The organism is Methanocaldococcus vulcanius M7 (genome assembly GCF_000024625.1).
In the GTDB taxonomy this organism is placed as follows: Archaea; AGJL01; Methanococci; order Methanococcales; family Methanocaldococcaceae; genus Methanocaldococcus; species Methanocaldococcus vulcanius.
The window spans coordinates 1106605-1131230 of record NC_013407.1 but is presented as its reverse complement, the minus strand read 5'-3'; the positions used below and the strand labels follow the sequence as shown (position 1 = coordinate 1131230).

Annotated in this window: 21 protein-coding genes; 6 read left to right on the top strand and 15 right to left on the bottom strand. The window is 30.6% G+C overall.

The annotated features are described in order from the left end of the window. Window positions 1–8 precede the first annotated feature (8 nt). From csx1 to csx2, 8 genes are read right to left on the bottom strand one after another with little or no spacing between them, the layout of a single operon-like run. Window positions 9–1460 (bottom strand): CRISPR-associated CARF protein Csx1, encoded by a 1452-nt coding sequence (csx1, locus tag METVU_RS05635; RefSeq protein ID WP_015733230.1) that lies wholly within the window; start codon window positions 1458–1460, stop codon window positions 9–11. Further along, a complete protein-coding gene (csm5, locus tag METVU_RS05630; protein ID WP_015733229.1) occupies window positions 1460–2602 on the bottom strand; it encodes a type III-A CRISPR-associated RAMP protein Csm5 in 1143 nt (380 codons plus the stop codon). Before csm5 ends, csx1 begins: the two co-directional genes overlap by 1 nt. Further along, window positions 2592–3734, bottom strand: coding sequence for a type III-A CRISPR-associated RAMP protein Csm4 (gene csm4, locus METVU_RS05625; RefSeq protein ID WP_015733228.1), 1143 nt, complete (start codon window positions 3732–3734; stop codon window positions 2592–2594). Before csm4 ends, csm5 begins: the two co-directional genes overlap by 11 nt. Before the next feature lie 54 nt (window positions 3735–3788). After that, window positions 3789–4517: a type III-A CRISPR-associated RAMP protein Csm3 gene (gene csm3 / locus METVU_RS05620; RefSeq protein WP_015733227.1), complete on the bottom strand. Its 729-nt coding sequence runs from the start codon at window positions 4515–4517 to the stop codon at window positions 3789–3791. 50 nt (window positions 4518–4567) lie between these two features. Beyond that, the gene (csm2, locus tag METVU_RS05615; RefSeq protein WP_015733226.1) at window positions 4568–4990 is read right to left on the bottom strand and encodes a type III-A CRISPR-associated protein Csm2; all 423 of its coding nucleotides are present in this window, start codon (window positions 4988–4990) and stop codon (window positions 4568–4570) included. Window positions 4991–4994: 4 nt separating this feature from the next. Then, complete coding sequence (gene cas10 / locus METVU_RS05610; protein ID WP_015733225.1) at window positions 4995–7712, bottom strand: type III-A CRISPR-associated protein Cas10/Csm1; 2718 nt, start codon at window positions 7710–7712, stop codon at window positions 4995–4997. A gap of 58 nt (window positions 7713–7770) precedes the next feature. After that, window positions 7771–8160, bottom strand: coding sequence for a CRISPR-associated protein Csx20 (csx20, locus tag METVU_RS05605; RefSeq protein WP_015733224.1), 390 nt, complete (start codon window positions 8158–8160; stop codon window positions 7771–7773). 4 nt (window positions 8161–8164) lie between these two features. Further along, window positions 8165–10093 (bottom strand): TIGR02221 family CRISPR-associated protein, encoded by a 1929-nt coding sequence (gene csx2 / locus METVU_RS05600; RefSeq protein ID WP_015733223.1) that lies wholly within the window; start codon window positions 10091–10093, stop codon window positions 8165–8167. A 360-nt stretch (window positions 10094–10453) separates the two neighbouring features. On the opposite strand from csx2, the gene trpE reads away from it, so the two are divergent. Continuing rightward, complete coding sequence (trpE, locus tag METVU_RS05595; protein WP_015733222.1) at window positions 10454–11908, top strand: anthranilate synthase component I; 1455 nt, start codon at window positions 10454–10456, stop codon at window positions 11906–11908. Window positions 11909–11930: 22 nt separating this feature from the next. Here the strand turns inward: trpE and mtnP are convergent, their stop codons facing one another. Genes mtnP through METVU_RS05575 form a run of 4 tightly spaced genes read right to left on the bottom strand, consistent with a single transcriptional unit; the run spans window position 11931 to window position 14983 of the window. Next, on the bottom strand, window positions 11931–12689 hold the full coding sequence (gene mtnP / locus METVU_RS05590; protein ID WP_015733221.1) for an S-methyl-5'-thioadenosine phosphorylase: 759 nt from the start codon (window positions 12687–12689) through the stop codon (window positions 11931–11933). Beyond that, on the bottom strand, window positions 12686–13738 hold the full coding sequence (locus METVU_RS05585; protein ID WP_015733220.1) for a M20/M25/M40 family metallo-hydrolase: 1053 nt from the start codon (window positions 13736–13738) through the stop codon (window positions 12686–12688). The genes mtnP and METVU_RS05585 overlap by 4 nt, the downstream gene beginning before the upstream one ends. A gap of 50 nt (window positions 13739–13788) precedes the next feature. Next, complete coding sequence (locus tag METVU_RS05580; protein WP_015733219.1) at window positions 13789–14157, bottom strand: DUF192 domain-containing protein; 369 nt, start codon at window positions 14155–14157, stop codon at window positions 13789–13791. Next, window positions 14147–14983 (bottom strand): SDH family Clp fold serine proteinase, encoded by an 837-nt coding sequence (locus tag METVU_RS05575; RefSeq protein ID WP_015733218.1) that lies wholly within the window; start codon window positions 14981–14983, stop codon window positions 14147–14149. The genes METVU_RS05580 and METVU_RS05575 overlap by 11 nt, the downstream gene beginning before the upstream one ends. Window positions 14984–15077: 94 nt before the next feature. Between METVU_RS05575 and METVU_RS05570 the strand changes: the two genes are divergently transcribed. After that, window positions 15078–16193, top strand: coding sequence for an AAA family ATPase (locus METVU_RS05570; protein ID WP_015733217.1), 1116 nt, complete (start codon window positions 15078–15080; stop codon window positions 16191–16193). A 5-nt stretch (window positions 16194–16198) separates the two neighbouring features. Here METVU_RS05570 and METVU_RS05565 read toward each other — a convergent pair whose 3' ends face one another. The 3 genes from METVU_RS05565 to METVU_RS05555 form a co-directional block, all read right to left on the bottom strand. Next, a complete protein-coding gene (locus tag METVU_RS05565; protein ID WP_015733216.1) occupies window positions 16199–16879 on the bottom strand; it encodes an SWIM zinc finger family protein in 681 nt (226 codons plus the stop codon). Window positions 16880–16981: 102 nt separating this feature from the next. Further along, on the bottom strand, window positions 16982–17656 hold the full coding sequence (locus METVU_RS05560) for an ABC transporter ATP-binding protein (protein WP_015733215.1): 675 nt from the start codon (window positions 17654–17656) through the stop codon (window positions 16982–16984). A gap of 2 nt (window positions 17657–17658) precedes the next feature. Beyond that, window positions 17659–18846, bottom strand: a complete 1188-nt coding sequence (locus METVU_RS05555) for an ABC transporter permease (protein WP_015733214.1) — start codon at window positions 18844–18846, stop codon at window positions 17659–17661. 80 nt (window positions 18847–18926) lie between these two features. Between METVU_RS05555 and METVU_RS05550 the strand changes: the two genes are divergently transcribed. The 4 genes from METVU_RS05550 (at window position 18927) to METVU_RS05535 (ending at window position 24393) form a co-directional block, all read left to right on the top strand. Further along, on the top strand, window positions 18927–20126 hold the full coding sequence (locus METVU_RS05550; protein ID WP_015733213.1) for a COG1361 S-layer family protein: 1200 nt from the start codon (window positions 18927–18929) through the stop codon (window positions 20124–20126). Window positions 20127–20345: 219 nt separating this feature from the next. Further along, a complete protein-coding gene (locus METVU_RS05545) occupies window positions 20346–21488 on the top strand; it encodes a GMC family oxidoreductase N-terminal domain-containing protein (RefSeq protein ID WP_015733212.1) in 1143 nt (380 codons plus the stop codon). 106 nt (window positions 21489–21594) lie between these two features. Then, entirely contained in the window at window positions 21595–23049 is a 1455-nt protein-coding gene (locus METVU_RS05540) for a methanogenesis marker 14 protein (RefSeq protein WP_015733211.1), read from the top strand. A 546-nt stretch (window positions 23050–23595) separates the two neighbouring features. Then, window positions 23596–24393: a 50S ribosomal protein L11 methyltransferase gene (locus tag METVU_RS05535; RefSeq protein WP_015733210.1), complete on the top strand. Its 798-nt coding sequence runs from the start codon at window positions 23596–23598 to the stop codon at window positions 24391–24393. Window positions 24394–24626: the final 233 nt, after the last annotated feature.

The following is a 24626-nucleotide window of genomic DNA, read 5'->3' as shown; positions in this document are numbered from 1 at the left end:
TTTTATTTTTATTTCTTGTTTAATAATTCTTTTTCAAGTTCTTTAAATATGTCTATTTTCTCTAATTCTCCTTTTTTATTTGTGTAGTTGAATATAAATTTTTTTATGCCATTTTCTTCGATAATATATTCGGGATTATATCTTAGACGTGTCTCTTTTTTAGATAACTTTACTTTTAATTTTTCTTTTATTTTGCCATCTTTCTCTATGACCTCCTTTTCAATAGTATAGTCCGAAATAAAAATCTGAGTTATGCTTTTTTCAAATCCCCCATGTGCCAAGAAATTATCAAATTTAAACTTTTCTTCTTTATCCACTCTAAATTTATAAATTGGAACCCATTTTTTATGGAGTTTTTCGAGTTCTTCAATTCCGTATTCATTTACAAGAATATTTGCTATGTTTCTGATTGAATTCATCTCTCTTTTGACGAATTGAACATATTTATTTTCTCTAAATATTGTATCTGCTAACTCCTCTATTTCTTCTATACTAAGTTCTTCTTTTATGTGCTCTTCAAGTTCACAAACTTTTGAAATAAACCAAGCCATAACAAGTGAATTAAAATTCTCAGTAAGGAATAGAGGCCGTGTTATGATTTTATCATCGCAATTTATTTTGATCTTTGATTGGAATATGTTAACGATCTCATCTAAATATGGCTTAATCTTCTCATTTTTTATATAAAATGTTGAATACATTAATGGGAGGGCATAAACAATTGAAGCAATAAAAACGTTAATATTTTGCTTAATTGCTTTTAATTCTTTTATTTTTGGATTCATATTTATTTCTTTTTTAAGATTTCCACTCTCTTTTTTGTCTATAAACCCAACTGTCCTTAAAAACTCTACATTTATACCTTTAAAATCATAATAGGGTTTTACAATTTCATCTTCAACAATATGGATTGATAGTTTCTCTTTTTCCCGTCCAACATAAGGATCGGAGTTGTAAACAACTAATCTAACCTTATTTTTTATTGATAATGCCTCTAATAGATCTCTTATTACCCTATAAGTTAAAACAGGCATGTAGTTTAATCCATGTGTTAAGTCCAAATGCACTTCCAAATCTCCATCCAATCTTTTAGACAATTCATAAAGAGCAAAAGAATAATAATCAGTTAAATTACCTAAAAATTTGTATGTTCTATTTGTATCTCTATCAAAAAATGTTCCGACTCCTGGACACACGATTACTTCGAAGTTATCTATTTTTAATTTATCTTTTATAAAATCTTCTGTTTTCTCTTTAACTTCTTTTACAATTTCATCATAATTCTCTGATTCTAATTTCGATAGGGTGTCTAAAACCAATATATAAACTTTATCTGGTTTTATACTCTCATAAATAGCAGACAAAGAACTTTCCGACTCTTTTTCAATCCCATCAAATAAGTAGATAACTTCCTTCCAACTTGAAAAATTTCCCCATGGAGCAATTAATATCTTTTGCATTATTCCACCATCTCTATTTTAATCCAACCTAATGGCTTTTGGGGAATAACTTTTCCATCTTTTGGAGAATATGTAGAGTAGAATGTTCGTGTAGTTGGAAAGTCCAAATAAGTTCTTGCTTTCTCCCAGGCCTTCCTTAATTTGGGATTACCTGCTAAGTTGATGAATATTTCTCTAATCCAATTGAAGTTTCTGTTGTTTTTGTCATGCTTCCAAAGTAAAGGATAGATAGTTTTATTTAAAAAGCCCCCTCCGAATCCTAAGTTTAAGTATAACGCGTTGTTATTGTTTATCTCATTCAAAAGTTGTTGATAAAACATCTCCACATATAACCTATTTTTGTTTCGTTTTTCTCTTTCTAACTCAAACTCAACAACTGTTTTAGCCATAGAATTGCAGAGATCTTTTAAGATATTGAATTTCTCTTCATCATCTTTTGGATTATAATTTGTCTTTAATTTTTTATTGATATTTTTGAAAAATTCATCTTCAATTTTTATATCTATTAAAAATGTCCCTTTTACCATTCCTTCAATGTCTGTGGGAACTTTTGGACGGCCATCTCTTTTAACACTCCATCTTCTTGTATGTATGAATCTAAATTCTCCATCTAAATCCAAACTATCTGAGATTTTAAGATATTTGAAGAAATCTTCATGAATTTTTCCTATTGAGTCCTCTACAACTTTTTTTCCTTTATTTCCTTTTCCTTTTAATATATTTACTAATTTATCAAAGTTTCTATCATAATAATTGAATATATAAGCAGTTCTTATTGCCCCTTTTATTGAACTTCCAGGAATGTAGTAGGAGTTATTTTGGCTTATAAATTTTTTAACTCTTGTTTTACTTGTACTCTTTATCTCACATTTTATTTTTTTAATAACGTAATCTTCCGGGTTTAAACCTATTCCTTCCAAAACCTTTTTAGCATCTACATCGACTTTCGTATTTACGGTGTTCTGTATGATTAATCGAGAAATTTCATCGACTTTTTTCAAATCATCTAAGTCAGAAATCGCCTTTTCTAAATCAACTATGTTGGCTATTTTATTATCTTTGTCTATAAAATAATCTAATTGGCTATATTCCTCCCCGCAACCGATAAATATGGGACTTTTTAGTGTGCATTTAACTTCCATTGTTATCCCCCTTTAATCCAAATGGAATTAGTATAGGTTTTCCATGGGCATAAACCTTATGTTCAAAACCCTCAGGTGCCAGATCTTCTTCAACTTTTCCTTTAAAGTCATTTTTCACAATTGAACCCTCAGTTAAAGATAAAATATTCCTTTTTGGAGTGGTTAAAGCTTTTTTACCTCTTTCTAAATTATTTGATGGTTTTGTTAAAATACTTGTTGAGTGTATGTAGCCACCAATTTCAATTAATTTGTAATATTCAATATTTTTTATATCTTCTTTATTAGGAATTCCCACTCCCAAGAGCATTTTACATTCTAAATTGTTGTATTTTGAATTTTTATCCAATATTTCATCAAAGTCCTTTGGTAAATCAACTATCTCAACCTTCTCAAAAAATCCTGCTCCAATACTTCTCTTACCTCCTAAACCCTCATCCTCTATTAATTTTATTGATGCCTCTAATTTTTTGATAAATTCTTTATCTTCATTATTATAATCAATTAAGAAATAGAACTCAACATTTTCATTTAGTTTTATAAATTCGATGTTGTAGAGTTGTCCTCTGCCCTCCATTTTTAGGGTAGTTTCTTTAAGCCGATCTATTGCCACTTTTTGTTCTATTTGTTTTGATATTAGATTGATCTTTGTATTTTTTAGTTTTTCTGCTTTTATACCAAAAATTTTTTTTATTTCTTCAATTTCATTTTTTGAAATAACAATGCTCTTGTTTATTGTTTGATGATCAATAATATCTTTCAAGTTTTTTTCTGTCCATTGAAGATTTCCGTCTAACAAGTCCCTATATGCTTTTATCGAGAAAAATTGGATTTTTTTAATGTCTTTTGGTCTAACTCCATTTACTTTTTCTTTTAATATATAAAATCTTGGATGTTCGGGCTTCGGAATTAAATAGATGTTTTTTATCTTATACAGAAGAGAGGATAACTTAATTTCTTTTAGATTTTTAATATTACTGTTTAAATCATCTTCTCCATATAATTTAACATAGTTATTTACAATCGCAGAAAATAAACTGTTTGAATGTAGTATATTTTCACTTTCCTCTAAACTTAGATTTCCAAAATGGAATTTACTGTTAATTTTTGGTTTCAATACCACAACCTTTTTCATAACTCCCACCACAAAATTAAAAAAGATTTGTTTTTAGTTTTTAGAAATAATTAATTAATAATTCCAAATTTCATTTAATTTTTTTATCAAATCATCCAAGTCCTTTGCAGGTATTGGTTCTACTTCTTTCATTTTTCCTTCGTAGTATTCCTTTGGTTTATTTACAATTTTTAAACTTTCAAATTTAATTTTTCCATAACCTCTGCTTCCTGATCCTCCTAAATAATCATCCTCTAACAATCTCATACCTTCAATGAATTTTTTAATTAAATCAATATCATCTTTTTTATACACGTTGAATACAACCTCAAATTTGAATTCACTATCTTTTACAACTCTCTCTGTAAATCTTGGGTGTTGTGCGGTTCCTTTTACCCTATCGATTATGTTTTCTGCCTTTACTTCTAAATGTTCGTATTGTTTTTTTCCTTCTTTTGGAATTAAGTATGCATCTCTAACTATAACTCTTGTGGGCTCTTTTATGTTATCTGATTTATGCGGGCCAAATATTTTGCAAATATAACATTCTCCACAATCGCATGGGATATAGCTATTTTTCTCATGTTTATATAATCCATCTTTTTTCTCTAATAACGATCTAATCTTACCTTTTAAAGAGCTTCCTGGGATTAATATATTATCAAATGCATCTTTAATAACTGGGTTATCGGTTCCTCCAATTTTTAATGTTTCTTTTGTCCCGCCAATGTGCATTCCTGTTAGTAGTTTGATATTTCCTTCTAAGATTATTTTTCCTTTTAGGGTTAAATTGTTGTTTTCCATATTATCCCCTCCTATCCGTTTATTACATAATTTTTTAATTTTATCAAAAATTATTGTGATTTTGCGTAGATTTTGTGATAAGCAACTAATGCCTCAAAGAATGTCTTAAAGTTTTTAAATTTCTCTTTATCGTTATTTATTGCATCTATTAACTTGCTAAATCTATCCATTAACAATTTTAAAGCAATTTTCTTCTTGTTTGTCTCTTGTCTTGTTCTTCTATCGAATTTACTTGGTTCTTTTCCGTAGTTATAAGCTAATTTTGGTTTTAATAAGACAAGATCCTTATACCAGTTTTCTTCATTCTCCTTAATTCTTAAAACATAGTCATAGAAGTCCCTCATTTTTGATGATGGGATCTCGTTAAATTCTTTTGCCCATTTTTCAGCAATATCTATGACTGTCTTGGCATTGTCATTTTTTATATTCAGAATCACTTCAATTTCTTTTGATAAATTTTCATTATTTTGCATTATTTCACCTCTCCTGTCTATTTTTCAACTCAACAATTTTGGCAGAGACCTTTAAATCGTTGAATTCTATTTTTAGATTTTTATTATCATCTTTTATGAAAGTTAACACTTTATTTTTAAGATATTTTTTCAAAAATGCCACATATTCTTCTGAATCGGAGTAATTTCTACGTAGGTAGTAGAGTGTCCTCCAATAGTAAGGAATGTTCAAAACTACATTTTCTCCCTCTTTTTTTACAATTTTTCCAAGTCGATCTGCGACTATCTGAGTTATATGTAGTAATCTTTTTCTTCCAACTTTTTTAATGGCTCTATCAAATTCTTTCTCCAGATTATCTTCATTAAAGTTTAGAGCCATCTCTTCGTTGGATAATAAAACTTTATCATATATCTCTGGGAGAACACCAATGTTTTTTAATAACTTCATCTTTTCCCATAGATCCCTATCATAAAACACTTCTAAATCCCAATTCATTGGACATTCGAATATTGTTATCGCATTTTTGTCCATTTTTTCTTCTTCGTCTTCTTTTTCATAGATTATGTTATGCTTTCCTGCTTCTAACTCTTTCTCAGCCATATCCGCTGCTTTTCTAAACTCAAATTTTGGATTTATTATCATAACTCCTGCACTTAGGGTTATTTCTGGGTTATAACATACGAATTTTTTAAACTCTTTTCTTATTTCTTTTGCCAATTCCCAAATTTTATCCCATGATCCAACTATTAATGTATCGTCTCCCCCAGAATAAACCAAATAAATATCTTCTGAGTATTTTTTATTAATTAGATGTGGAATATAACCAGTAAAAAACAACGTTAGCATTGAACTTAACGTACTTAATCTTGATATTGATGCCCTATCTCCAAGACCCTCGGTAAATATACTTCCAAGATTATCTACATCCATTTTTAGGATGGCTATCTTTTTGGTTCCAGAAGATTTTTCTGCTAATTCATCAAAATCGATAATTTCTCCGTCTTTTATTGGGAAAGCAATGCTCCAAATTTTGTATGGGATTTCCAATGCTCCTTCCTCTTTTATTTTATTGTCCTCCTTGTCGATAACATTTTTTGGTAGATTGTATTTTGTTAAAAAGTAGTCCCCATCTCCAAATGTAATGCCTAAACCCTCGATTTTTCTACCTTTTTCATTTATTCCTTTTATTATACTGCTTATTGCTGGAATATCACTTATTTTAATTAGATCTGGTATTTCAATGCTTTTAATACTTTTCTTTTTGAATTTTGAGAAATCAATTTCTTTTGATTTTTGACATTCTTTTAAGAAGTTTGTTAATTTAACAAACGAATCGCAATATTTACAAATTTTTATCTTCTCATCTTGGTAGGGGAGGTAATATTCTGTATCTGTAATTTCTCTTCCACAGATCTTACATTTCTCATCGATCCCTTCGTTATAAACCTCAAAGATCTCATGGATTTTATATCCAAATCTTTTTAATTTTTTGGTTATTGTTTCATCTGCAACCTCTTTCCATTTGTATGAGAAGTTTGATGTTGCCTGAGATAAAAATTCTGATGGTTTTATATCAACTTTTGCAATAGTTAAGTAGAGATCTGTGTTAAACATTCCATAAAGCAAATCATTAATCTTTTTTTCGAATTCTTCTATTTTTTCTTCAGTTATTTTATAACTTAGAATGTAAAAATGTCCTCCTCCGTAGAATAGGATATTTGTTATTGGTAAATCCAACTCTTTACATATCCACTTTGCAAATATCTCAGTTAAGAAGTCAAGATAAAAACTTCTTCCTTTAAGTGATTTTGCTGCATGCTTTGAGGATATTTTAAATATAAATTTCTGTATTCCTGAAATATCCCCATGGATTAGAGAAAACAACGTATATTTTTCCCAGGATTTATTTAACTCTGGATCGTATAGCCCATTTTTATCTAAAGGAAGCCGTTTTAAAAGTTCTTTCAACATTTCATCAGTTAATACTGCATCAGATTCAACATTTCCTTTATAGATTTGATATAAACAGCATGCAATTGCACAGGTTGTTTTTAAGTGATCGTAAAGAGATATGTCAGGCAAATATCCTCCATATTTTTTCCAGTTGGTTGCTGATGGAACGCACCAGAAGTATTTTTGAACCAGTTGGTAGAGTTTTTTGAAGTTATCAATCTTATTGTTAGTTAACTCATTTATAAATGCCTCATAAAGTTGTTCATAACTTGGATTTGGAGATTTGTAGGGAAATATTGTATGGGAATTTATTGCAAGTGGTTGTAGCCCATACTTTCCCCCATTATTGTAGATCTCAGAAAGTTTCTTATCAATTATTTTTCTATCTTCTTCCTCCAATCTAATCAATTCAAAAATTGAGAGCAATCTTTGATCCTCTTTCTTACTTCCTGCCTCACTTTTAAACTCCTCTATCTCCTCTCGCTCTGCACTACTCAGCCAGTCAGCAAGTCGTATTATACCTATTAAGCCAGTTTTTATATTGCTATTGTGGTGATTTTTTACAAATTCGATAATTAAGTTTTTAATTTCTTCATTAATTCCAAGATTTTTGTAGTATTTTTCAATAAAAACAGCACCGATTGATTGATGTTTAATGTTTCCATATTTATCCTTCGATTTATCTTTCAATGATTTTATTTCTTGATTATCAACTCTTTGAACAAACTTTCCAATATCATGCAATAAAGCCCCAATTTTTAAGGCAGTGTATTCATCACAATTTCCCATCTAAATCCCCCAAATTTACATTTGTAAAGATAGTATATAAATGAACTAAATAAATTATCTAATATGTTGCATATCTTCTAAACTTACAGTGTTTAAATTCTCTGATGGTAATTGTTTTCCTTCCATCATATATATCTTTTGCGATTCGTTTTGTAGTTGCATATACAGGAATCAAGTTTTTATCAAGTGCAAAATTTACCATTTTATATGTGGCTCCAAAGTCCCCTTGAACTAAAACATAATCCTTTGGTTTAGTATTGTTTTCTAAAAAGTCCTTTATTGGTTTTAAGTGATCATCAATGTCATCAATATCAGGCGGAATGTTTGACCATAAATCACGTAAAGGTTTTGGTAAGTAAATAAATTCATCAACACCTAAATGTTCTTTTGCATCCTTAATTTGCTCCTCTGTAAGTTTGTGAGATAAAATAATTATCATCCTCCTCATACAACTAACCTCCATTATTTTTAATGTTTTTAAAATTTTTATATCTATTGTATGCTTTTAAAACCACATTTAGAGGAACATTCATCTTAATATTTGAAATATCTTTATTAAATAAATTTATTATATTTTTTGAAGCAGATATTATCTCTTTTTTTGAATCTGGATTTTGGGATTTCATGTTTTTAAAAATTATAAAGTAGTTCTTATTTAGTTCCTCTAAAATTGGATTTTTTTGGCATAACGATTTATTTAAGAGCATCCACTTAAAGATTTTTTTATATTCTGCATTATTTCTAATTTTATAAGCTTTTGAAAGTTTAAATGCAATGTAGTGAATAAGAGCATTCTGTAATGCATAGAGATCTACAATATCTTCATTTCTCATCCTTTTTACCTCCTGAAATGCTTCTTTTAACTCATCAACACAAGAATATTCTTTATTAAACAAGTTTATAAGTTTTTTTAGATTTTCGTTTGAACATCTGTTCTCTTTATGGAGAAGATTGCATTTAACAAAGTTCCATGAGTTTTCGTCATCGTTTAAGTTGTATGCATCAATTACTTTCTTCACGATTTTGGATTTTAAGATTTTAATTAGTAGGGCAAATGTTTTCTTATCATTTTCACATGTATTGAGTAATTCTTTAATTATATCATCCATATTCCTGATTTTCATATCTTCTAAAACTTTAATTACGTCATTAAGGTCTTTTTCAGGATCTAAACCTTTTCCACCTTTACTAACATCTGCATGGGCTATTTTATTCCTTTTGTCTCTTAACCTGTTGTAATGAAGATCCCACACTGCTTTAATGTCTGAATGCTGCCTTTGTAATTGAGGATTGTATATAATTCCTTTCATAATCTCTCTGTTCTCGTGAATTGGAGGAAGATTGTAAATATTACACATTTTCCAAAATATCGAGTCAGTTAAACACATGTAGCCAGAACTATATTTTTTATTTTCAAAATTCCACTTAGCCATGGATATTTGAAAATCAAAGTCGGATTTTTCATAATTTAGTTTATTAACAAACTTTTGAAGTTCTGGGATAAAGTATTTTAAGAACTTTCCTTTGTTCTTTTTACTATCAATCAGTGGTTTTAGGTCTTTCACTTCTTCTTTTAATTCTTTTAGGAAGTTAGCATCAATATACTGCGAGATCTTTTTCAATCTATTGGCTATTTCTTTATCCTCCTCTTCCAGTAGTTCTGAGATTAAATATCCATTTCCATAGGTTGTGAATTCATACATTCCTCTAACCCACTCTGAGATTTCAAATATTGGGCTTAGATCAACAACTGGAGCATATCCTAATTCGCTCATCACATCTAACATTCCATAATAGATACCCTTCAACTTTACATTTTTAAAGTATCTCATAAACTCTAACATAACATACATAAATAGAGGAATGGATCGAAATGCATGGGTTATGTCTAAATATATTTCATCCCCCTCGTTTATTTCATCTATTAATCCCATGAATATATCAAAATTCTCCCAGATCTCTTCTCTATTAATTCCATATTTGATTATCTTGCATTTAGATCCTCCAGTAGCATTTTTGTTGATCTTTTGTAGATATTTGTCAATAACTTCCTCTACCTTTTTTAGATCGTTTTCTGAGAGAGCGTAATGACTATGTTTTGATTCCCCCACTTTTTTTCCTATTTCTATCCAATATTCTTTATCAAATTCTTTTACTTCATTAGCATAATATCGATAGAGCTCTTCCCACATTGATCTCGCAGTTCCAACTACAATAACTTTATCAACCTTTAATGTTTTAGTTAAAATAGATAATATAAATGGGCTGGTTTCTTCTTCCCCATTGAGAACATATTTTGCAGTATTGTATTTCCTTTTAGATACATCTTTCTCTTCTGCACTTTTTCCAACGCCGAGAGGTGCTATTAAAACTTTCAACATTTCACCTTTCGCTCTTTTCGTTCGGGTTGTGATAATTTGTAGAACCTCAAAAATAAAAAATAACTACTATATATACTTAACGGTTCTGTCGGAAGATTTATTATTTATTATATAATTATATTCGGATATGTATTTAAACTTTAAAAATATTTATGTTCAAAAATAATCTTAGTTTTAATAGGTTGTTATATTGGGTTTTAATATTAAGTGTAAGGGTCATCTTAATAAAAGTTGATGTAAAGGATAATCATCATATCCTTTGACATTAGATACACTCAACAAAAAATTAAAAAATTAAAAAATTTAATAAGTGATAAAAGAAAAAAGAGAAAACAGATGGTAAGTTCATGGTGATTATTAATGATAATTAAAAAAATAAAGATGAGTTCTGAACCTCTAAGTGTTTATGAACAAATTAGAGGGGAGAATACATTTTTATTAGAGTCCGCTGAGGGCGTTCCAAAAATAGCAAGATATTCTATCTTAGGGAAAGCAGAGGGAAAGTTAACATTTAAAAATGGCAAATTGGAAGTAGATGCATTTACAGAATTTGGAGAGTTAGCAAAAGAATTAGAAGGAAAGTATGAATGCCCATTAGATGCTTTAAGAGAAGTTAGAAATCATTATTTAAGATTTATTGATATATCAAACATTGAACCAATTCCAAGATTTAAAGGAGGACTTGTCGGATATTTAAGTTATGATATTATAAGATACTGGATAGATCTCTCTGAAATTCATCCAAAGCCCGTAAATGACCTAAACTTTCCAGATGCGGAGTTTTTTATAATAAAGGACTTTATCTCCTATGATTTAAAGGAAGGAGTTGTTAACTTAGTTGCAGAAAGTAAAGAGGGCATAGATCATTTGAAAGATATTGTAGAGAGGTCAAGAGGTATTAAAATTAATAAAAATAATAAAGATAATGTTAAAAATAAAAATGAAAAACAGGAAGAAAAAAATTTAAAAATAAAGTCGAATATGAGTAAAGAGGAGTTTATAGGAGCAGTAAAAAAGGCAAAAGAGTATATTTTCTCTGGAGATATTTTCCAGGTTGTTTTATCAAGGAGGATAGAGGTTGATTTAGAAAACTTAGATCACTTAGAGATCTACAAAAAAGTTAGGGAGATTAACCCTTCTCCTTACATGTATTATTTGGACTTTGGAGATAGAAAAATTATCGGTTCCTCTCCGGAAATACTGGTTAGAACTAACTATACAAACAATAAAAGATTGGTTATAACACGACCGATTGCTGGAACTATAAGAAGAGGAAAAACAGAAGAGGAAGATAAGGAATTGGAAAATAAGTTATTAAATGATGAAAAAGAGAGAGCTGAGCATGTTATGCTTGTTGATTTAGCAAGAAATGATATTGGAAAGATCTCAAAATTTGGAACTGTTGAAGTTAGCGATTTTATGACCATAGAGAAATATTCTCATGTTCAACATATTGTAAGTAATGTAATTGGAGAGTTAAAAGATAATTACGATTCCTTCTTGGCGGTAAAAGCTACATTTCCAGCTGGGACGTTAAGTGGAGCTCCAAAGGTTAGAGCTATGGAGATCATTGAAGAACTCGAAAAAACATGGAGAGGACCTTACGGAGGAGGCGTTGGATATTTCGGATGGGATGATTTGATGGATCTTGCTATAACCATAAGAACCTTTGTAATATTAAAAAATAAGGGATATATTCAAGTTGGAGCAGGAATCGTGGCTGATTCAGTTCCAGAAAATGAATGGGAAGAGACAGAAAGAAAGGGAATGGCTAATGTTAAAACGATTGAAACCCTAATAAAAACTAAAAATTAGAAACAAAATATTGCTCAAATATTTATCCAATAACCGCATGTTTTAAAGCATCTTTACAAATACAGTCCCTTTCTCCGAATTTGTAGTTTACAAATTCCTCAACTATGTTTAATATCTTATCTTCCATCTCTTTTATTGTAGATAAGACCTCATCAACGGTTAAAATGTTCTTTGAAATACCACATGCATAGTTAGTTATACTGCACAGTGAGGTGTAGCATATTTCTAACTCCCTCGCTAAAACCACTTCTGGATAGCCAGTCATTCCTACAACATCTCCCCAATTTTTGTATATCTCTATTTCTCTCTTTGTTTCGAATCTCGGCCCTTCAGTGCAAACATAAACCCCTTCTCCGTAAGCGTATTTCCTTTTTTCCAGTATTGATTTTAAAACATTCCTAAGTTGTGGGCAGTATGGCTCTGTCATATCAATATGAACAACTTTTCCACAATCGTAAAATGTTTCTTCTCTTTTTTTAGTAAATTCGATAAAATCATTTGGTATAAAAAACATTCCTGGCTTTAAATCGATTTTTAGAGAACCAACAGAATTTATAGCCAAGATCCTCTCTACTCCAAGCATTTTTAAAGCGTATATGTTTGCCCTATAATTTATTTTATGAGGAGGTAAGCTATGACTTGCTCCATGTCTAAATAATAAAACAACATCACTTTCTTTGTCAATAATAACTTTTGCTTTCCCATATTTTGTGTTAATCACTTCCTCTTTATCTCCTTTCAAAATTCCTGCAATTCCTGTTCCACCTATTATTCCAATCATTCTTCCACCAAGTTAGCGAGTTTTTCTATCTCCTTTATTCCCTTAAAAAATTCTTTTATGTATAGATGTTCATTTTTTGAGTGTGCGAGTTCTAACCTTCCAACTCCATATATTATGGCATCAGCGTTTAAAAATTTGTTGAAGTAGAAAGCTTCACACGTGGCATTAAAAAATGATATGTCAAAATTATCCGATAATTTTTTCAACAATTCCTCATTTTTTAAAATGTAAAAGTCAGCAAAATTTCTATTTTTAACCAAACCTGCTTTTATTTTGTTATAATATTCTTTTTTAGATAAGAAATTATCGATCTTTTTTATGAGATCGTTTTCTACACTGCGAACATCAAATAAAACACTCGCATAGTCGGGAGTGATATTGCTTTGAACTCCTCCCTTTACAATTGTTGGTGTTATAGATGAATAATATGTTTTTTCGAATTTTATGCTTTTTAATGGGATATTTTTAATATCTAAAACCACTTTACTTATTATTTCTATTGGGTTAGTGGATGATGGAAAAGACGCATGTTTCGCTTCTCCAAAACACTCTACCATATATTCAAAACGACCTTTATGTCCAATGCACACTTTTAAGTCGGTTGGTTCTCCAACTATAACGTTGAGAGATCTTTTTTTAATATTTTCTTTAAATTCCTTATGATTTTTTAAATACTGACAAAATTTACAAATCCCTTCAGATTTCGTTTCTTCATCTGGGGAGATAACCAATAAGGAATTTTCAGTAGTTAAAAAAGCGTGCATCATTAAAATTACGTTTCCTTTTGCATCTATAACTCCTGTTCCATATATTTTATCCTCTTCTCTTTTAAACTCCCTCTGAAATTTAACAGTATCAATATGTGAGTTAAATATTTTATTGATCTTTTTTAAATCATCTTTATATGCAATAAAACATCCTTCTATTATTTCATTTTTTATTCCAAGGTTGTTAAATAGATCTGATAAATATTTAAACGCTTTTTTTACTCCTTTTTCGTTATCTGTTCTAATTTTTACTAAGTCCTCTAAAATTTTTAAATACTCCATAATATTCCTCCAAATATGATTTTAATAAAGTATTAAAAATTAATTAAAAATTAAAAAATAAACTTTACTTCTTCTCCTATTAACGCCTCTAAATCAACATCCCTACTTTTAAATTCAAGCATTGCTGTTGAATATCTTTTACATGAGTAAGTTCTCCACGGAGGGAGAGTTGTGGTTTCAACCACCCTGTTCTCATCAATGAAAATAACATCTATGGGATAACGCATGAAAAATGTGTGGATAGATACTTTTCTCTTTTTATATAGAAAGAGCATAGCCCCATCTCCTATATCTCTCATCATTAAACCAATTGCTCTCTTAATAAAGTTATCTGCCAATATAACATCAAATTCTAATTCTCCTATTTTTACTTTTCTAATTTTTTTTCTAATTTTTACAGATTTGGAATTATTTTGCATTTTTTTCACTTTCTTTCTTTTCATATGGAACTGGGATGTAGTAAACGGATGGTTTTGATCCCATTGGTTGAGGGTAGAGCTCTAATAACTCATAAACTTTCCTTGGGACGTTTGTATTAACTTCAATCCCAAGTTCTTTTAGTTTATTAACGGTTAATGGATAATCATGAGTCCATCTTCCTTCAGTTAATTTTTTTGCTATGTCTTTTGATTTCTCTTCTCCATATCTATCCTTTAACAATTCATATACAAATTCATACATCTGCTTAATTGCTTTTTTAGATATGTCAACTAAGATCAGTGTTTCATCACTTACCTTCTCTCCCTTTCTGTAATATGTTTCTAATATTGAAGCGGCTGGATACTGCCCAATCTGTGGATCTACTGGCCCCATAACCGCGTTTTTATCGATCAGTATCTCATCTGCTGCAAGTGCAATTAGCGATCCTCCACTCATCGCATAGTGAGGAATTATAACTGTTGTTTTTGCTTTGTGTTCTTTTAATGCTAATGCTATCTGTTCACTTGCCAAAGCCAAACCTCCTGGAGTGTGTATTATTAAGTCAATAGGCATATCCTCGGGGGTTAAACGTATAGCCCTTAAAATTTCCTCGCTATCTTCAATAGTGATATATTTATATAATGGAATTCCTAAAAAAGTTAACGCTTCCTGTCTGTGTATCATTGCAATAACTCTCGTTCCTCTTTCTTTCTCAATCTCTTTAATACATCTCAATCTTCTCATTATCTTGTATCTTAACATCATCTCTGGATATATAAATAAGAAAAATAAGAAGAAAAAGAAAAACAAGTCCGTCGATGTCATCTCATCCCCCTTGATTTTTGTGAGGTAAATTATTAATATAACCTAATAAATATAAATATAGTTGCCCTTTATCATCACTAAATTGGTGATTATTATGAATAAGATTGGATTAACTCCAATAAAAATAAAGACATTTTCAAAGATTAAAACTTACGATGATACAATTCCATCATTAAAGTATGTGGTTATAGAGCCAGCTGGCTTTCCTATAAAAATGGGAAGCGAGAACGTCAGTGTGTCTGCTGAGGATCCTGTATTATTTAATATTTACGCGAGAGATCAATGGATTGGAGAGATTGTTAAAGAAGGGGATTATCTTTTTGATAATTCGATAATTCCTGATTATGCATTTAAAGTTCTCTCTACATATCCAAAAGATGGAGGGATGATCACAAGCGAGACGGTTTTTAAACTTCAAACTCCAAAAAAAGTTATAAGAACACAATTTAAAAAAGCTAAGTTTAGCGAGATCGTTGGGCAGGAAGAGGCAAAAAAGAAGTGTAGGATAATTATGAAGTATCTGGAAGATCCAGAACTCTTCGGGGACTGGGCTCCAAAGAATGTTTTATTTTACGGACCTCCCGGAACTGGGAAAACACTTATGGCGAGAGCACTTGCTACCGAGACAAATTCTTCATTTATATTGGTAAAAGCTCCTGAATTGATAGGAGAGCATGTAGGAGATGCTTCTAAAATGATCAGAGAGTTGTATCAAAAAGCATCAGAAAATGCTCCTTGTGTTGTATTTATAGATGAGTTGGATGCAATAGGATTAAGTAGGGAGTATCAATCACTTAGAGGAGATGTTTCTGAGGTCGTTAATGCACTTTTAACAGAGTTAGATGGTATCAAAGAAAATGAGGGAGTTGTAACTATTGCTGCAACCAACAATCCTGCAATGCTTGATTCAGCAATTAGAAGTAGATTTGAGGAGGAAATAGAGTTTAAGCTTCCAGATGATAAAGAACGATTAAAAATTATGGAACTCTATGCTAAAAAGATGCCAATTCCAATTAAAGCAAATTTAAAGGAATTTGTAGAAAAAACGAAAGGATTTAGTGGCAGAGACATTAAGGAGAAATTTTTAAAGCCAGCCCTCCATAGGGCAATATTAGAAGGTAGAGATTATATAAATAAAGAAGATTTAGAGATCTCTCTCAAAAAATTAAAGGTTAATCAAAAAGAAGCTCCAACTCACCTTTACTTATAATTTACTCACTTAAATTCATCAAGATAATCCCAGTTCTCAATAAGATAATCTTGAACTAACCATAACTCTTTTCTATTCTTCCTATATAGATCTACAAGTTTTTTTATTGTTTCTTTATTTTTTCTTTCAAAAATCTCATCCAATATCAACGTTAACGCCTCAATTATATTGGAATCGTTAAAATCCAGATCCATTTTTAACATCTCAACTATAACCCTTAAAAGTTCTTCATCTTTTGCATTTTTAACAAAACAGTTTCTAAGAAAAGAAATAAGGGTAAAGATATGTTTTTTCTCTATTGGAATTAGTTTTATTATACCAATAGCTCTATATATTAAACTATCTACATCAACAAAACAATCCCATAAATAGTTTTTAACAACCAGTTCCTTTAAAATATCTAATAACTCTTCTTTTGATTTATTTTTTAAATTATTAAATATTTCATCTCCATCAATGTAGTTATTATTTTTATAGGCCTCTATTAACGCATATCCATGCTTACAGTTGAATCTATAAGGGCATGAACATATAGAAGAGTGATCTTTCAGATCTACCTTAACTCTATAAAGTTCAGATCCAAAAACCTCTCCAAAGAGGAAATCTCCAAATTTAATACAGTATTTAACTAAATTGTTTTTATAGTACGCTTTTCCCCTCTCCACAACCCTACTATCATACTTCATAATCTCACGTTTTGTTTATCGGTTCTTACTTCTTTATTATTTTATTTTTATTCATATTTTGTTTTTTGTTATTTTATTTTCAATTATTTTTATTTATTTCTCTTATTTCTCCACGATTTCCACGATCTCTCCATCTTTTAACTTAACGATTTTTGAAGCGTATCTTGTCAACTCCTGCTCATGTGTAACCATAATTATCGTTATCCCTTTTTCATTCAGTTCTTTTAAAATATTCATGACAACTTCACCACTTTTACTATCTAAATTTCCTGTTGGTTCATCAGCAAATATTATTTTCGGGTCGTTTGCCAAAGCCCTCGCTATTGCAACTCTTTGCTGTTGTCCTCCACTTAATTGATGTGGGTAATGATTGATTCTTTTTTCCAACCCCACCATCTTTAAAAGTTTTTTTGCCTTTCTTCTTCTATATCTTTTATCTTTTTCATCGAGCATCATCGGAAGTTCTACATTTTCTAAAGCGGTTAATGTCTTTATTAAATGGAACTGCTGGAACACAAAACCCCCAATTTTCCTCCTAAAAACTGCTCTTTCGTTTTCACTCATGGAACTTGTTTTTCTTCCCTTATAGTGAACTGCTCCCTTTGTAGGGACGTCTAAAAGACCCAAAATATTTAAGAGGGTTGATTTACCACATCCGCTTGGTCCCATTATCATAACAAATTCTCCTTTTTCTATCTCCAAATTAATATTCTTTAAGGCAATGGTTTTTGCTTCTCCTTTTCCATAAATTTTCCAAACATTTTTAACTTTTATCAATATTACTCCCCTCTTAATGTTTCTATAGGATTTAGTTTCGCTCCACTCCTTGCAGGGAAGTATCCGCTAATTACTCCAACTAAAAAGGAAAATATTAACACCCCAACAATTAGTTCCCAAGAGATCCATGCATTTACCATCAAATACCCAAACTTATGAGCAAGCGACTCTACAAATTTAGCAAGCACTATTCCCAAGATCAATCCGATCATTCCACCAAAAAGTCCTAAAAATCCTGACTCAACAACAAATATTGCCAAAATATCGGTAGTTTTAGCTCCCAGTGCTTTTAAGATTCCAATATCCTTTCTTCTTTCCAAAATACTCATATGCATAGTGTTTGATATGCCAACAGCTCCAACAAGTAAGGAAATTCCTGCCACACCAACTACAAATATGGTTATAACCCCAAGAACTGATCCGACAGTTTCAGCAAGCTGTTCCGCAGTTAAAACTGAAAAATCATCACTTCCAAAAGATTTTTTTAAGGCCTTTTTAATTTCATTTGCGACTTCATTTATATCCTCTCCCTCTTTTACTGTAACAGTAATAAAATTATATTTTCCCTCATTTCCAAATAACTTCTCTCCAATATCGATATTTAATAAAACGGAATTGTCATCTTGCTGATCTCCGACAGGTTTTAAAATTCCAACAACTCTAAATTTCTTGTCTTTAATTTTTATAACATCTCCAATTTTTATTTCTCTATTAAATAAATCATGAGCGGTTCCATATCCAATAACACACGCATATTTGTCATTATCGCTCAACCATCTTCCCTCGTCTATCTCATAACCACTTCCCTTATACACCTTTTTTAATTGGGAAGGTTTCGCATAATAATAGGAGACAAACTTCTTCTCTCCGTTGTATTCAATCTCACAACCTCCATACCAACCATACATTACTGCATCAACGCCTTTAACATTCTCAATTGCTTTAACATCTTTTTTAGTAAAATAATGAGATGGAGGAACTCCAAATTGCTTCATTGGTAGAATTGTTATTTTATTTGATCCGATCTTCATCATTTCTTCTTTTATATAGTTTTGAACTCCATAACCAAGAGATATTAAACTAACCATCGCTAAAACTCCAATAACTATTCCAATAATCGTTAACATGCTTTGCGTTCTCTTTTTTGAAATATTCTTAAATGCAAAAGCAACGATGTCATCAATTTTCATAACCACTCCCCAAAATAGCCATACTATATAAATTATTATGAACAAGATCTTATATATAGATTGAGATAGAGAGGGAAAAAATGAACAGAGAAAAAGCTATTATCTACCTTCTTCTACCTTTTTGCATATTTTCCCTAATGCTTCCAACCTTTGGTTTGCAGGTTGGGGAGGTTGAGTATCAGCCGAGTGTTATTCATCCTGGGGATGATGTGGATTTGTGGGTTAAGGTTACGAATGATAATTATAATCATGAACTTAAAAATATTGTGGTTGAGATTAAACCGCATTATCCTTTTGAGTTAAAGCAAGTTAATCCTGTGAAAGGGAGGGTTTATATTAGTCATTTGAACATTGGAGAGTCGGAGGTCGTTCACTTTAAACTCCATGTTAATGAAAACGCTCCCTCAAACAACTATGAAATAGACATAAAAGTAAACTACGATGAAGTAGAAACCGAAAACGGAAAAGAAATAACAAACCACTACCAACTAACAAAAATATACTACCTACCAATCTACGGAAAAGCCAACTTTGAAATAAATGTTGATAACACCTCCATAACACCCGGCAGGAGTAAATTTATACACATAACTATAAAAAATGACGGAACCGGAACTGCAAAATATCTAAGCATTTATCTTAAAGGAAATGAAAAGATCAATGTATTAGGCGGAAGTTCAGTGTATTTAGGTTGTTTAAATGCAGGAGAGCAGAAAACTATTCCTATTGAGTTATATGCGATACCTGAAATAGAGGATGGAATATATTCAATCAATGCAGAGTTGTATTGGACAGGAGAAGATGGAAACAGATACAATACAACTATTCCAATAAATATAAGAGTTTTAAAGAAGATATATCCAGATCAACCATTTATTTATTTAGATGATGTAGAAAACAGGGGAGATTATGTAGAGTTGACCGTAGGAATTGCAAATAGAGGAAATTCAAAAATTAAACATTGTGTAATGATTTTAAATATAGATAATGAAAATTATACAAAATATATCGGAGATCTTGATGAAGACGATTACGACACGGCAGTATTTAAAATAAATAAATTTGGAAATCTAACGTTAAATGTTGAAGTTTCTTATTTTGATGATTACCATAAAAAATACAACCTCTCAAAAACATTTCGCATAGAGGTAGAGAAAAAAGAGGAAGAGAACTTTAATTCAATCTACGCAATAATAGGAATTGTAATTGTATGTGGGGTTATCTTTTACCTTATAAAAAGAAGAAAAAGAAAATTTGATGAATTTGAGGATATTGAATGAAGATCAAATAGTAAAAATATATAAAGAAGCAATAATTTTTTAGCGATTTGTTGGATAGATTTTTTAGGTTTTTATCTTTACTTTCTTATTAATTTTATTAATTTTTAATCCTCGCTATACATATTGCTATGTATTAATTGCTAATATCTTATCATTATCTTGATATTATTAACTCTTTTTTTATTAATCTTCACTGCAATAAGTATCATCGGTGTAAAAATGGAGGACTTTGTAATTATCGGTTCTGGAGTGGCAGGATCTACAATAGCAAAAGAATTAAGAGAAAAATACGGAGAGAATTGTAGAATAGCGATCATTGAAAAAGGAGATAATCCAAAATACATATCGGAAGGAAAAAATGTTGAAGTAAATTACATCTGCGGTGTGGGAGGTAGTGGAATCTACTCGTTAGGAAATGCCATAAAAACGAAAATAAAGGGGTATAAAATAAACAAATCAATATACTCTGAAATATGGGAAGAATTGCACATAAGATCCCCAAGCGATGATTTTTTAAGAGATATTGACAGAAAATTTGCTGATTTGGGTTTTAAAAAAATGGAAAAATTTATTAATTTCAACAAATGTAAAAAATGTGGAATGTGTGCAAAAAAACTATGTGAAGCGAAGTGGACTCCAATAAACTACCTAAAAAAAGCTAATGTCAAGATAATATCAAACTTCAACACCATAAGAATTGAAAAAAACGATTGTTGGGTGGTTAAAGATAAAAAAGGACGAGATATAAAAACTAAAAACCTCATCATCTCAGCAGGAGGAATTAACTCCCCACGACTCTTAAAAAAAGTTATTGATGATGATAACATTGGAAAAAACCTATTTGTAGACATTTTTATAACAATCGGGGGGATTTTAAAAGACAGTTATTTAAATAAAGATATTTCAATGCTAATGTGCAAACAATATAAAGATTTTATACTCACTACACACTACTCTCAACTACTCTATAACGAAATAACAAAAACAGAAAAAACTAACAAAATAAAAGGAATTAAAGAAAAAGATGTTATTGGAATTATGATTAAAATAAGAGATGAAAATAACGGGATCGTATTGGAAAACGAACTTAAAAAAGAGATAACAAAAAACGATTTCAAAATATTAGCGAGAGGAATTAGTAAGGGATCAAAATATCTCCATAAACTTGGAGTGGAAGAGATTTATTCAACACATCCAAGAGGATCTCATCCAGGGGGAAGTTTAAGTTTGGTTGTTGATGAATTTGAGGTTAAGGAAGGGCTTTATGTTTGTGATGCTTCACTTTTCAAAGAGACACTTGGACTTCCCCCAATAGTTTCAATTATTGCCCTATCAAAAAAACTTGTAAAGGAGATATTATAGCCAATATTTATAAACAACAAAATAAAAATAAATAAAATAAACATAAAAATAAACTAAATAGAAGCAAGAAGATCTAAACAGTTAGTGAGGAAAGGGGGAGATAGTTATGGGAATATTTGATGTAATATCTTCAATATTCAAAAAGAAGCCAAAAATTGCCTATGCAAAATCCCAAAGCGTTGATCTAATTGAATTAAAAAGAAATCCCTACTATATTGTCGCATCAGTAGAACTGGGGAACACTACAACCAAATCAATTATTACTGCAACCAATATGGAGACGGGTAAAACATACATAGTTAGCAAGCACGTAAAAATGACAAGAGATGTTAGGCCACCAAAAAAAGGAGAAGAGGTCTTTGGAGAAACACTTTGGGGTGTTAAATTAACAAGAGAAGCCGTCTCGGATATGGTTAAAGAAGTCCTATTGGAAAGTTTGAAAAAGGCAGGGTTAACAGTAGATGATTTACACTTTGTTGTTAGAAGTACAGGGGTTACTGCTGGTTTTGCATCCCCCGAAGAAGTTGGAGAGATGATCATTGCATTAGCCCAAGGATGTATGAAGGCAGGGGTTCCACCAGCGAAGATGACTCCTGCAATGACAAAAGATCAGATACCAAAACCATTCGATAAATACTCTTTTTTAGATAAAATTATCTTTGATGGAGCAGTTACTGGTGTCTTACCTCCAACAGGTAAAGAGGTTGTTGCAAACGAAATGGAAGGAGAACTTGTAACCGCAGGAATAAAAGTTGGAAGCAAGTGGACTGATGTCGATTTTAGAAATCCATGTATGAGTATTGACTTTGGAACCACATTGGCAGGACGAATTACCAACGATACACTTCCCTATGCAAAAGTCATCGGAAACCTCTGTGGATTAGCAGGAGCGATTGCTGACGCTATCGCGAGAGGATCTGGAAAGATAGATGAAAAGACAGGAGCAGCGTTAGATCTCTCAGATGTAAAAGGAAAGCCAAATGAGGAGTTAGCAAAAGAATACGCAGAAAAAATGCACAAGTATATAATTATCAAAGAAGTCCCTAAGGATGTTGAGAGATTTGGAACTGTTCCCGTAGATCCAAAAGCAGCTGAAAAAGCTGGAACTACGTTGATAGGTTGTGATGTTGGAGAAAATGGAAGTGATCTTGTAAAATTGGAAGAACTGGGTAGGGAGTTGGTAGAGAAAAGCGATATTCCTACTCTATTGTGTTGTTTAGATTACGTTATGAGTGAAGTTGTTAGAAGATTGGTAAAGTTAGCATACGAAAAGAACTTAATAAATGAGAAATCTGCAATTGGAATAACTGGAAGGGCTGGAATTACTGGAAAGAAACCTGAGTTAATTGTTGAAAAACTTAAAACGTTAAATATATGGGATAATGTTGAGGAGAATGTTGTATTTGTTGAAGATGGTTTAGCACTTGGAGCTTCGGTAATGGCAAGATGTATGAACTGTCTTGGAACACCAAAAGTTCCGATTGGAGGGGTTAGAGGAGGAGGATGTATACTTTCACTAAGAAGAAAATGGCAGAAAGAAAGAGGAATGATAAGGGACTAACTTGATATTTCTAATTTTTATAATTTTTATTTTATATATTTATATTTTTTATGTCTTATTATTATCGTAGTTATCACATATACTTTTTAAATGCTTATTGTTCTTTTTATTATTTTTTTAAAATATAAAAATAAAATATAAAAAATGGAAGATATTAAAGTTATGGTAAAAAGAAAGTAAAAAAATTAAATAAAGGATTAAATGAAGTAATTAGTAGAGAGGTAGCAAATTCGGTTTAAATGGCTCAAAGCGTAAATCCCCTCCCCCCACTATTAACTAATTTGCCAGTGCATTAAATTTAAAAATCTAAAATAGGTAAATTAATGCCCCCACATAATAATACTATTAACTATACAGTATATATATTTTTTCATTTTCGTAAAAACTGAAAAATACTCTCGGATGTATTACGCAATTCAAAATGTGAACTTTGCACTTTAAACACTAATATTTCAATATTATAAAATAATAAAAAGATAATAAAATAAAAAAACAAATCACCAAAATAGAGAAGTAAACAATAACAGACAATAAAAGGAGGGAACTATGGACTTAACAAAAAACAAATTAAGGTTAAAAGTTCCTCAATGGCATTACTCTCTATTAACCGACTACGAAAGATTAGCAATATTTAAAAAAGTAATAGAAAATACATTAAAGGGAGGAGAAGTAATTTACGATCTTGGAACTGGATCAGGAATTCTTGCGATGATGTCAGCAAAAAAAGCAAAGAAAGTTTATGCAATTGAACTGGATCCATTTACTTATGAATATGCAAAAGAAAATGTATATATTAATGGTTTTAAAAATATTGAAGTTATCGAAGGAGATGCTTCACTTTACAACTTTAAAGAAAAAGCAGATGTGATCATAGCAGAACTGTTAGATACTGCTTTGATAACCGAACCACAAGTAAACGTCCTAAACTCAATAATAAAAAGAGGTTATTTAAAAGAAAACGCTAAAATAATCCCTCAAAAAGCTATAACAACAATTCAACTTGTAGAGGCAAAACTAAACCATCCTTACTATGATGAAGAGATAACATCTAAGGAGATCTCAGAAGAGATAATATACGAAGAGGTAGATTTTTATAAAGTAAATCCTCTTGAGGTAAAATATAACATAACATTAGAAGCAGAAGAAAGAGCAGAAAATCTCGGAATAAAGTTAAGAACCTATACCATATTAAATGAGGACTGTGTTTCTGGTCAAACACCAATGTTAAATCCTCCACTTATATTTCCACTAAATAGAAGTGCAGATAAAGGAGAAATAAAAATACTCCTCTCATATAAAAGAGGAGGGGACTTAGAAAGTGTTAAATGCAAATTCAAACAATGAAATTTTTAAATAATATTACAAACTACAAAATGAAAGAGTCCAGAGAGGAATCAATCACTAAAAAGCGATAAGAGTTGAGGCATAAGATATAAAATATTATTTAAAATTATTTAAAATTGATAATGTTTATTATTACACCCACATATCTTGTCATCCAGCCATATACAATCCCCCACCGTATATACAAATTGAAGTAAACATTAAAACAGCATAAAATTTTTATTTTAGATACA

What these genes read in the sequence shown, in the direction of transcription:
- METVU_RS05545 (WP_015733212.1), top strand. Translation starts at nt 20,346, where the DNA reads ATGGAGGACTTTGTAATTATCGGTTCTGGAGTGGCAGGATCTACAATA.
- METVU_RS05555 (WP_015733214.1), bottom strand. Translation starts at nt 18,846, where the DNA reads ATGAAAATTGATGACATCGTTGCTTTTGCATTTAAGAATATTTCAAAA.
- mtnP (WP_015733221.1), bottom strand. Translation starts at nt 12,689, where the DNA reads ATGATTGGAATAATAGGTGGAACAGGAATTGCAGGAATTTTGAAAGGA.
- csm3 (WP_015733227.1), bottom strand. Translation starts at nt 4,517, where the DNA reads ATGGAAAACAACAATTTAACCCTAAAAGGAAAAATAATCTTAGAAGGA.
- cas10 (WP_015733225.1), bottom strand. Translation starts at nt 7,712, where the DNA reads ATGGGAAATTGTGATGAATACACTGCCTTAAAAATTGGGGCTTTATTG.
- trpE (WP_015733222.1), top strand. Translation starts at nt 10,454, where the DNA reads ATGATAATTAAAAAAATAAAGATGAGTTCTGAACCTCTAAGTGTTTAT.
- csm5 (WP_015733229.1), bottom strand. Translation starts at nt 2,602, where the DNA reads ATGGAAGTTAAATGCACACTAAAAAGTCCCATATTTATCGGTTGCGGG.
- csx1 (WP_015733230.1), bottom strand. Translation starts at nt 1,460, where the DNA reads ATGCAAAAGATATTAATTGCTCCATGGGGAAATTTTTCAAGTTGGAAG.
- csx20 (WP_015733224.1), bottom strand. Translation starts at nt 8,160, where the DNA reads ATGAGGAGGATGATAATTATTTTATCTCACAAACTTACAGAGGAGCAA.
- csm2 (WP_015733226.1), bottom strand. Translation starts at nt 4,990, where the DNA reads ATGCAAAATAATGAAAATTTATCAAAAGAAATTGAAGTGATTCTGAAT.
- METVU_RS05585 (WP_015733220.1), bottom strand. Translation starts at nt 13,738, where the DNA reads ATGGAGTATTTAAAAATTTTAGAGGACTTAGTAAAAATTAGAACAGAT.
- METVU_RS05550 (WP_015733213.1), top strand. Translation starts at nt 18,927, where the DNA reads ATGAACAGAGAAAAAGCTATTATCTACCTTCTTCTACCTTTTTGCATA.
- csx2 (WP_015733223.1), bottom strand. Translation starts at nt 10,093, where the DNA reads ATGTTGAAAGTTTTAATAGCACCTCTCGGCGTTGGAAAAAGTGCAGAA.
- METVU_RS05565 (WP_015733216.1), bottom strand. Translation starts at nt 16,879, where the DNA reads ATGAAGTATGATAGTAGGGTTGTGGAGAGGGGAAAAGCGTACTATAAA.
- METVU_RS05535 (WP_015733210.1), top strand. Translation starts at nt 23,596, where the DNA reads ATGGACTTAACAAAAAACAAATTAAGGTTAAAAGTTCCTCAATGGCAT.
- METVU_RS05540 (WP_015733211.1), top strand. Translation starts at nt 21,595, where the DNA reads ATGGGAATATTTGATGTAATATCTTCAATATTCAAAAAGAAGCCAAAA.
- csm4 (WP_015733228.1), bottom strand. Translation starts at nt 3,734, where the DNA reads ATGAAAAAGGTTGTGGTATTGAAACCAAAAATTAACAGTAAATTCCAT.
- METVU_RS05570 (WP_015733217.1), top strand. Translation starts at nt 15,078, where the DNA reads ATGAATAAGATTGGATTAACTCCAATAAAAATAAAGACATTTTCAAAG.
- METVU_RS05575 (WP_015733218.1), bottom strand. Translation starts at nt 14,983, where the DNA reads ATGACATCGACGGACTTGTTTTTCTTTTTCTTCTTATTTTTCTTATTT.
- METVU_RS05580 (WP_015733219.1), bottom strand. Translation starts at nt 14,157, where the DNA reads ATGCAAAATAATTCCAAATCTGTAAAAATTAGAAAAAAAATTAGAAAA.